This window comes from Haematobacter genomosp. 1, assembly GCF_002196855.1.
GTDB lineage: Bacteria > Pseudomonadota > Alphaproteobacteria > Rhodobacterales > Rhodobacteraceae > Haematobacter.
Genome location: NZ_NIPW01000011.1, coordinates 200,955 through 209,953, shown reverse-complemented (window position 1 = coordinate 209,953; position 8,999 = coordinate 200,955). Strand labels below are relative to the sequence as shown.

At 65.0% G+C, this 8,999-nt stretch carries 6 protein-coding genes; all 6 read right to left on the bottom strand.

Annotation, left to right across the window (positions count from 1 at the left end; genetic code table 11):
• Window positions 1-50: 50 nt before the first annotated feature.
• On the bottom strand, window positions 51-392 hold the full coding sequence (locus tag CDV49_RS09210; RefSeq protein WP_218821926.1) for a winged helix domain-containing protein: 342 nt from the start codon (window positions 390-392) through the stop codon (window positions 51-53).
• A gap of 42 nt (window positions 393-434) precedes the next feature.
• Entirely contained in the window at window positions 435-620 is a 186-nt protein-coding gene (locus CDV49_RS09205) for a helix-turn-helix transcriptional regulator (RefSeq protein WP_088215235.1), read from the bottom strand.
• A 224-nt stretch (window positions 621-844) separates the two neighbouring features.
• The gene (locus CDV49_RS09200; RefSeq protein ID WP_088215234.1) at window positions 845-1,729 is read right to left on the bottom strand and encodes a hypothetical protein; all 885 of its coding nucleotides are present in this window, start codon (window positions 1,727-1,729) and stop codon (window positions 845-847) included.
• The gene (locus tag CDV49_RS09195; protein ID WP_256947293.1) at window positions 1,726-2,922 is read right to left on the bottom strand and encodes a tyrosine-type recombinase/integrase; all 1,197 of its coding nucleotides are present in this window, start codon (window positions 2,920-2,922) and stop codon (window positions 1,726-1,728) included. The genes CDV49_RS09200 and CDV49_RS09195 overlap by 4 nt, the downstream gene beginning before the upstream one ends.
• 194 nt (window positions 2,923-3,116) lie before the next feature.
• Window positions 3,117-5,864 (bottom strand): ribonucleotide-diphosphate reductase subunit alpha, encoded by a 2,748-nt coding sequence (locus CDV49_RS09190; RefSeq protein WP_088215232.1) that lies wholly within the window; start codon window positions 5,862-5,864, stop codon window positions 3,117-3,119.
• A 324-nt stretch (window positions 5,865-6,188) separates the two neighbouring features.
• Entirely contained in the window at window positions 6,189-8,708 is a 2,520-nt protein-coding gene (locus tag CDV49_RS09185; RefSeq protein WP_088215231.1) for a cation:proton antiporter, read from the bottom strand.
• Between the last annotated feature and the right edge of the window lie 291 nt (window positions 8,709-8,999).

The following is an 8,999-nucleotide window of genomic DNA, read 5'->3' as shown; positions in this document are numbered from 1 at the left end:
CGTGAAGCGGATTTCCTCCCGTGCATTCTTGCGGATGGTGCCCAGTTCGATCATGCGGCACCGCCTTTCTGCACGCGGGCTTTCAGGATGTATCGGGCATGGTTGCCCGGATACGGGCCGCCGTGGGCCTCGTGCCGGGTTTCAATGGGAACGCCCATCTTGCGCAGCTTGTGGACATAGGCGCTCCAACGCGGCCCCGGATCGGAAATAGGCGTGCAGCCCTTTTCCCCGGCGCGCATAAGGTTCTCCATCGCCCACAACTCGCGGCCTTCGATGAAAGCCGAGAAAGGCGGGGAGCCTTCGGGATAGATCGTGAAATGAGCCATGCTTGGCCTCGAATATTGCGGGCCGGGGCGCTGAGCGCTATCCTTGGACTGTTCCCACAGCCGCATCAGAATATCGCCGCCGCCCCAATGCCTCGGGGTGGCGGTTTCTCAGGCGGCAGCGCTCCGGCGGCTTTCCAGCCAGTCGGCAATGGCGCTCTCCGGCCACGCCACGGCTTTGCCGGTCAGCTTCACGGGGCGCGGGAATAACCCCTTGCTCATCAGGTCGTAAATCGTGCTGCGGCTGAGTCCGGTGATTTCTTCAACGGCGCGGCGGCGAAGGTGCTTCTGGGGCATGTCGGTCTTCCCTGCATATTTGAGGAACATGCAGGAAAGCTGGCAAAGCATTCAGAGAACAAATAGGCGGGGAGGTAACGAAAACTTAGCCTAGGCTTTCGGGGTAATCTGGAGGAGAAGGCCGCAAAAATCGAACATGCAAGCCGACATTCCTAGCAATATCTCTTATTATCAGTAACTTATAACCACCCCCAACTTAAGCGAAACCACCCCCCGTTGCTGATCTAAAATGGAAAATCCTCGTCTTGCGAACTTTGGTTTTCGGTCCGATCAGAGCAGATTGTGGTGTAGTTTTGCGGTTCTTTTGGCAGCACAACTCCACTTCCGCCCCCCGGCGTGTCGCAAACCATGGTTGGCGTTGCGCCACCTTTGAGGTTCCAGTTGGCGATCTTGGCAATTTCTTCCGCCGCTGTTTCTGATACCACGCCATCTTCCCCAAGCCCGAACCTAACGCCATTTGAAATAACCCAATCCTTGAGGCTCTGCTTTACGCTCTTGCCTTTGCGAGGCGATGCAACGTCTTTCCACGCTGCCAGCGCACAAGCAAGCTTGGCGGAGTAGCGCGGGTTGTCCGCGTTCATAATCCCGTTTTCATCACCTTGTGGAAAGAAGAATGGGGGGAACACACCTCTGGCCTTAAGCCATCGTTTTAATTCGTCGGTTTCTACGTAGGTTTCGTCCCAGTCGGGCGTAGATCGAACAAATATCTCAGAATCAATCTTCCACTGACCGTTGACTGCGGCCATCAGCTTTCCGCCGTTCTCGATGCAAAGAAGCAGAGGCAGTTGCGGGATGTGTAGCTCGTCGGACTGATAGCTCCCCGTGTCTTCGGAGCCATTTCTGATTCTGCTTGGAAACGCCATTCGCGCTTCTAGCTTGTTTGAGAGGATTGAAGCTTTCATGCTTTGCAAAACGGCGCTGAACCGGCTTAGCTTCTCTCCCGTCCTATCGGGGCGGAAAAAATACGAATCGTATTGCTCATCGTAACCTCGCTCGCCCGGCCAAAGTCCGGCGATGAGCGTCGCGGCATTGATGACCGAGAAGCAGTCGGCAAGCCGCCACAAATCCATCTCAGAGACGCCATAGTAGCCATAATCTTCGTCGCTCATCCAATCCTCACCACGTTTGCGGGCTTCTCGGCCAGATACCCGGCCCAAGCGTCCATCATCTTCCTGCGTTTCTCGAACACGTCGCTGCGCGCATAGGCCCGTTCCACGGCATCGCCGGACAGGTGGGCCAACGCGGCCTCTGCAACCTCCCTCGGGAAGTTTGTCCGCTCCTGCGCCCAAGTGCGGAACGAAGTGCGGAAGCCGTGCACGTCAGCCTCGAAGCCCAATTCCTTCACAAGCTTGGAAAGGGTCATGTCCGACAGCGGGCGCCCCTGCTTCGTGCCTGGGAACACCAGTGCGGAACCGTCGCGCAGCGCCTCGGCCTCATCGAGAATGGCGAGCGCCCTCGGGGACAGCGGCACCCGATGGGGCTTCTTCATCTTCATGCGGGCGGCCGGGATTTCCCATACCTTGGTCTTGCGGTCTATTTCCGACCAGAGCGCGCCGCGCGCCTCACCGGAGCGAGCGGCGGTCAGCACCAGAAACTCCAGCGCCAGCTTAGTGCTGCGCCCGGCGCCGGAACCCTTCACCACGTCGAGACAGGCGGCTACGTCGCTATGGGCCAGCGCCTTCCGGTTCGCCTTCGTCGGATCGGTCTTCGGCAGGGCCTGCCCGATGTTCTCGGCCGGATTGTCGTTCCTCCAGCCTTGGGCCACGGCCCATTTCATCACCGTGCCGATGCGTTGCCGCACCCGCCGCGCCGTCTCGGCCTTCGTGGTCCAGATCGGGGTGAGAACAGCCAGCACGTCAGCAGATGACACATCGGCCACCTTGAGCTTGCCCAGCTTCGGAAAGGCGTAAGTCTCCAACGTGGTGATGAACTGCGCTGCGTGCTTCGGGTTGCGCCAAGTGGGCTTGTGCATCTCATGCACCTTGCGAGCCGCTTCCTCGAACGTCAGCACGGCGGCCGCCTCGCGCTTGACCTGCAAGGGGTCGCCACCGGATCGGGCAAGCTTGCGGTTATCCAGAGCGGCGGAGCGGGCCTCTGCGAGGGACACCAGCGCCGGAGAGCCCAATCCAAGCTCACAGCGCTTTCCGCGAATGGTGATGCGCTGCACCCAGAACCGCGAACCGTTCGGATCCACGCGGAGGTATAGCCCGTGGCCATCGAAATACTTGCCGGGCTCCGTCGCGTTCTTCACGGCCTGTGCGGTCAGGGCCTTCTCAGGACGGCGGGTAAGGTGCGGTGCCAATATCTTCCCCCGATGCTTCCCCCAATACGGGGCGGAACAGGAAGAACGATACCGGAACATTCCGGATCATGAAAGTAGCATTTTGTTCAATTATCAAAGGCAAATCCGGAAAGCCCCGGAACAGTGAGGTATGGCGGATGGCAGACACCTCTTCCGCCACCCCCTTCAAAACGATCGGAGCGCGCGGCTTTCGCTCAGGTGGTGCGGAAGTTGCGGCCGAGCAGGGATTGCGCGGCTGTGGCGGGGTTTGGGAGTGCAAGGGACTCCTCGGCCTCCTCCAGAACGGCGGCGAGCGCGGGATCCTGTTGTGAACTGTCGCGCGATAGGCTGATCCCCTTCAGCCCGAGCGACCAGGCCAGCGTCTGGAGGTCGAGGCAGTCGGAGGCAGCAGCCTTGGCGGGCAGGCGGAGCGCACCGCCGATACCGCCGGAAACAAAGGGCTGTGCCGCGGCCATCATGTGGATCTGGCAGGTTGCATCCACTTCGCCTTCGCCAGTGGAACCCTGGCAGTGGAACACGTGCAGATCCGCCGCCTTCAGGAAGGGCGCGCCCTGCAAAGTCCCCGTGCCGAAGACATAGGCATTCGCTGCAGCGATCTGGGCGGGAGCGAAGCCGAGGTGCGCCAGCAGGTCGAAAGCCGGATCCGCCAGTTGTGCCGCCGGCAGCCCCAGCACTTCCCGACAGAAGCCGAGCCCCAGCGTCCAGGGCGTCAGGGCGAAACGGATATGCGTGGCGGAAACGAGCGCCGCCTCCACCCGCGCCAGTTCCCCGGCACCCAAACCCTGCCCCAGAAGGCTGGTGTGGTTGATCCAGGGCGCGTTTTCCAGACTGCCGTGGCCGATGACATGTGCGGTGATCGCGGCGATCTCCACACGGGGATGGCCAAGCGCTGCAAGCCCGTCCTCCACCGCCGAGGCGAGCACGCGGCGCGGCTGGCCGTCGGGGGAAGGCTCCCAGTGGATCAGCGCGGTTGCCGGAGCGATGCCGGTCGTCTCGCAATCCAGCAAGCGGTCCGTGACGGGATCCTGCCGGAGCGCCGTAACCTGAGCATGGCGGAACCCGTGCCCCGCTGCGGCTGCGACCGCATCGTCCCAGCAGAGGCGGGCGCGCGCGACGATGTCCGGCTGGGGGCAACGGTCTGCATCCAGAGGGCGCGGCAGGATACCGAGCCCTTCGAAAGCGCCCACTCCCCCCGCGGCGCGGCGATGGTTCTTCACCACGCGGAGCATCGAACAGGCATTCCGCGGCCAAGCCGGGAACGCACCCTTCTCCGCCGCAATCTCGGCAGAGGCGGCATAGGCGGCCCCTGTCATCAACGCCGTGATCGCGGAGACCATGGCGCGGCCCTCCGCCGTGGCGTAGCCGCTACCCATGGCCATCAGAAGACCACCCGCATCGGCGTGCCCCAGCGCCAGCGGCCGGTAGTCCTGTGACCGGGCGGCAAGCAGCGCATCGCCCCGCCGCATCATGGAGAGCGAGAGATCGAGCGTCAGCACCCAGAGCCGCGCCGCGTGGGAAAAGGCTGCGGTCCTGAATCCGTCCTGCCCCAGAAAGCCGCCGAGGTTCAGCGTCGCGGGCATCGCGGCAGTGTCGGAAAGGAACATGAAGCCCCCGTCGGGGGAGGTGCCGTCGATCCCCCCCTCCTGCGCGCAGGTGTTCCAGCCGTTGATCGTATCCCCGAACAGAGCCCCCGGCTCGGACGTGGCCCAGACGGCGCGGGCAAGGCGGTCCTGCAACCGGCGCTCCCGGCCGGCACGGGCGGCGGGCTTGGTCGCCGCGCGCATGAAGGCGTCCGACAGCCGGATGGCGGTCGCGGTGCGCGTGCCGGAGACGGTTGCGGCCGCTTTGCCGTCCCAGTCAGCCTCGAACGTGGCGATGCGCGGCGCGCGGCCCTCGACCGCCTCGGCCAACGTCCGTTGAATCACGCCCTCGGGCACCAGCGCGCGTTTCGCAGCCCGTATGGCCGCCTGCAACGCGGGATTGCCGGCGATGTCCGGTCCCGCCCGGCGGAGAGCGAGGCGGATATCGCCTGTCAGCGCCGCGATCAGATGGGATCCCGCCGTCAGACTGGCGAGCTTATGCGCCTCCGCCGATTTCCATTCGATGAACTCTGCGGCCTCCGGGTGATCCGCGTCGCACAGGGCGAGCCGCGCCGGGCGGCGGACGTTCCCCTGCCCCTGCGCAAGCCCGACCAGCCGGTCACCGGCCTCAAGCTGCGCCATCATCCCTGCCGGACCGGCGGGCAGCGTCGCGACGTTCACCCCGTACCGCACGCCCGCGCGGACAAGACGTGCCTCCCGCGACCACATGTCGGGGGCATCCTCCGGCTCCGGCATGGAGAGGATGGCCAGACCCCCGGCCTCGGGCCTTTCGAGGGAATCCGTCCTGCGCAACTCGCCCGCGGCAAGGTCCACCGCGATGCCATCGCGACCCGCTTCCTCGATGCCATAGGCCCAGTGCAGGCCGGTCTGCCGACACTGGGCGGCGTCGGGTGCCGCCATCTGCCGCGCAAGCATGTGCCGCATCTCGTCGTGATAGGCCCGCGCGTCGGCCTCGGCAGTGAAATACCCGGCCTTCCATCCCCAGTAGGCCCACGCTCCCGCGAGGCGGTCGAACATCTGCCGGGCGGAGGTTTCTGCCGTGAAACGGCGGGATTCGGTCAGGTGGGACAGGGCCGCCTCATCCGCGACGGAGCGCCACAGGAACTCCGGCACACCCTCTTCCGGCACGCGGCAAAGCCGGGCGGGGACACCGCTCCGGCGGAGACAGTGCTGCGCGAGGATGTCCGCCGCGATCTGGCTCCAACCCTCCGGCACCTCCAGCTTGCGGCAGCGGAACACCACTTCGCCCGACGGATTTCGCTGCTCGGACCGGGTCACGCGAAAGGCGATGCGATCATAGACGTCGCGCCCCTCGACCGTGAACTGCCTCTCGATCCTCATGCTTGCGTCTCCGTCGCCGACCGGTTATCCCCCGCCTCCCGCGCCGCAGATATGGCTCCGCCATCTGCCTCTGCGGCAAGCCGGGGGCAGTCTCATCGCGGATCGGGGCTAGTGGAGCCTTCCATGACCACCACAAGATGTAGTGGTCCGCTTCTTCTTGCCTACAAACTGCCCAAGCGGCGTCAGCCGGTCAACGGATTTCGCAGGTTTTCCACGGGTTTATGGCCTTGACCGGCTTCCGGCAAATTGCGGCCGAGTCGTCTCCGCCTTCCCCACAGAGTTATCCACAGGCGGAGTGGAGAACCGGCGGCCGTGGAGAGAGAATCAGCCGCGCCGATCGAGCATCGCTTCCACCTTCCCGGCGTCCATTCCCTGCGCCGACGCCTGTGCCACGACCTTCGCCCGAAGGCCGGGCTCCCCCCTGACGAGATGGAGGAAGTGCTGCTCGCTGAGCATCATCAGCGCGCAATGCGTGATCGCCTGAACCTGCGCCGTCCGGCGCGGGCGGCGGGCGAAAATCGCCAGCTCTCCGAACATGTCCCCCCTGCCCAGCCGGATCTGCTGCGGCGCCGCCCCGTCAAGCTCTACGGCTCCCGAAGCGATGAAATAGACTGCATTGGCCGGATCGCCGCGATGAACGATGACTTCCCCCGGCTCGACATAGATGTTGACCAGCGCCCGGGCGAGCCGCGCGCGCGTCTGCGGCTCCAGCCCCTGAAACATCGGGATCTGGCTGACGAATTCCTGTCGCTGAAGCAGGAGGTCGAGCTTGGGGCGCGCCTGATTGGCCTCCCGCCGGTCGGCAAGACCGCGCGTGAGCGAGCCGTAAAGCTCCGCCCCGATCAGCCCGTCGGCATAGGCGGTTTCGTATTCGCTCTCCTCGAACCGCAGGGCCGCGCGCCGGATGAAGCGGCGCTCGAACTCCTCCGAAAAGCCGGGATACTGCAGCCGCAGCCCTTCGATATCCCGCTCCAGATCCTCCTCGCGCCGCGAAAGGACCTCGTGGAGGATATCCGTCACCCGCTGGCCGTGGATGCGCAGGATCTTGGTGTTCACGAAATCATGCAGGTCGCGCAGGAACATGCGGGTGCTGAGCAGCACCTCGAACCGGCTGCCCATCAGTCGCTCCAGAGGAAACGAAATGCCGAGCTGCCGGTGGAGCCTAAAGGCCAGAAGATAGGCCCGGCCGGGGGCGAGGTTGGCCCGCGCCTGCGTGCGGTAGGCCCCCCTGCCCCCGGCGCGGGTCGCCTCGATCAGCCGGTCCGCATCCAGCAACAGCCGCTCCACGAGGGCCGACGACACCTCCCTGTCGCGAAACGCCTCCAGAATGATCTCCTTCTCGCGGCTGGCAAGCGTGACGAGGCTCAGCGTCAGCCGGTCACGGTCGAGGATCTCATCGGCGGCCTCCGCCGTCTTGACCGCGCCGTCGATCCGCGCGCCGAAGCTCTTGGCCTCCGAGCGGACGATCTCCCGCGTCAGATGCTGCCGCTGGGTCAGGTCGGCAACCTCCTCCCGCACCGTCTGCAACGCGACCGCCACCACCTGGTCGCGGAGCGCCTCGTCTATCGGCGTCAGACGGTCCAGCCCCAGACGCCCGATCAGCCAGCGGAGCGTCGTCCCCTGAACGAGCAGGGTGAACAGCACGAACCCGGTGGCAAGCACGGCAACGGTATGCTTGGCCTCCGCCCCGACAAGCTCATGCTCCGTCACCGCGAGCGCCAGCGCAAGGGTGACCGCCCCGCGCAGCCCGCCCCAGAGCATCACCGTGCGATAGGCCGGGGCGACGGGGGGTGACAGATGCAGCCGCGTCATCAGCGGGAGCAGCCCGAACAGCACCAGCGCCCGCGCGACCGTCGCCGCGACGATCAGCACCAGAAGCAGCAGCCCATCGTGCCAGCTCACATCATGCAGGAGCCGCGGCACGAAGATCGCGGCCAGAATGAAGATCAGCGAGCCGGACCAGTGCGAGAGCAGCTCCCACGTATCGGTGAGATACCGCCACTGCCCCGGCGGCATCCGCGAGGGACCGAGAAGGTTCACCGTCATCCCGGCAGCCGCGACCGCGATCACCCCCGAAACATGCAGGGCATGTTCGGCGAGGATGTAGGTCAGATAGGGCAGCGCGAGCGAGACGGAGATCATCGCCATCGGGGTGGACCGCAGATGCTCCATCGCGACGACGGCAATCACCGCCAGCGCATAGCCCGTCAGCGCCCCCGCGACCAGAAGCACGACGAAATGGACCACCTGATGGCCCACGGTGACCTGCGGCGCCCAGGGCAGGATCTGCGTGATGAACACGCTGAACAGCGCGATGGCGGCGGCATCGTTCATCAGGCTCTCGCCTTCCGCGAGCCGTGAAAGACGCGCCGGCGCGCCGATGTCGCGGAAGATTCCGACCACCGCCGAGGGATCGGTCGTGGCCACGATGGCGCCGATCAGCAGACAGACGACCAGCGGTTGCGAGGTGAACGGGTCCAGCGACAGGCCGATCACGAACGTGGCGACGACCACGGCCACGATGGCCATGACCGTGATCGGCACCCAATCCTCCACCATCCGCCGCAGGTCGAGCGTCAGTGACACCTGAAAGATGAGCGTCGGCAGGAAGATGTACAGAAACGCCTCGGAGGTGATCGGCAGGCTCAACACGGAAAGGGCGAGCGGGTTCAGCGCGTCCGTGATGTCGGTGGACAGCAGGAAGCTCGCCCCCGCGCCGATGGCGATGCCGAGCATCGCCAGAACCACGGTATAGGAAATGCGCAGACGCGCCGCCAGCGGCTCCCCCAGCGCGATGATGACGAACAGACCCGCGAGCACGGAGAGAAAGGCGATCAGGTTCATTCGCTCGATCCGCGCGTGGGAGGGGCTGCGAACCGCCATTCGCCCGACCGGTAAGGGGGGTGTCAGGTCAGCCCGTTCAAGGCGCGATTATCACTGAGCCCGGAATAAAGACAAGCGGCGATCACGCCTGCATATCAGATGGTTGTGAGGTGCTCCGCGACGAACTGTCCCTGCGGCAAAGGAACGCCGCCCCCGCGTCGCGTTGCGCCGTGCATGTCTTGTCCTGAATTCAGGGTATTACCCTGTGTGCAGAGACCGGGCCGTCCGCCGCAAGGGATACCGCGAGGATCC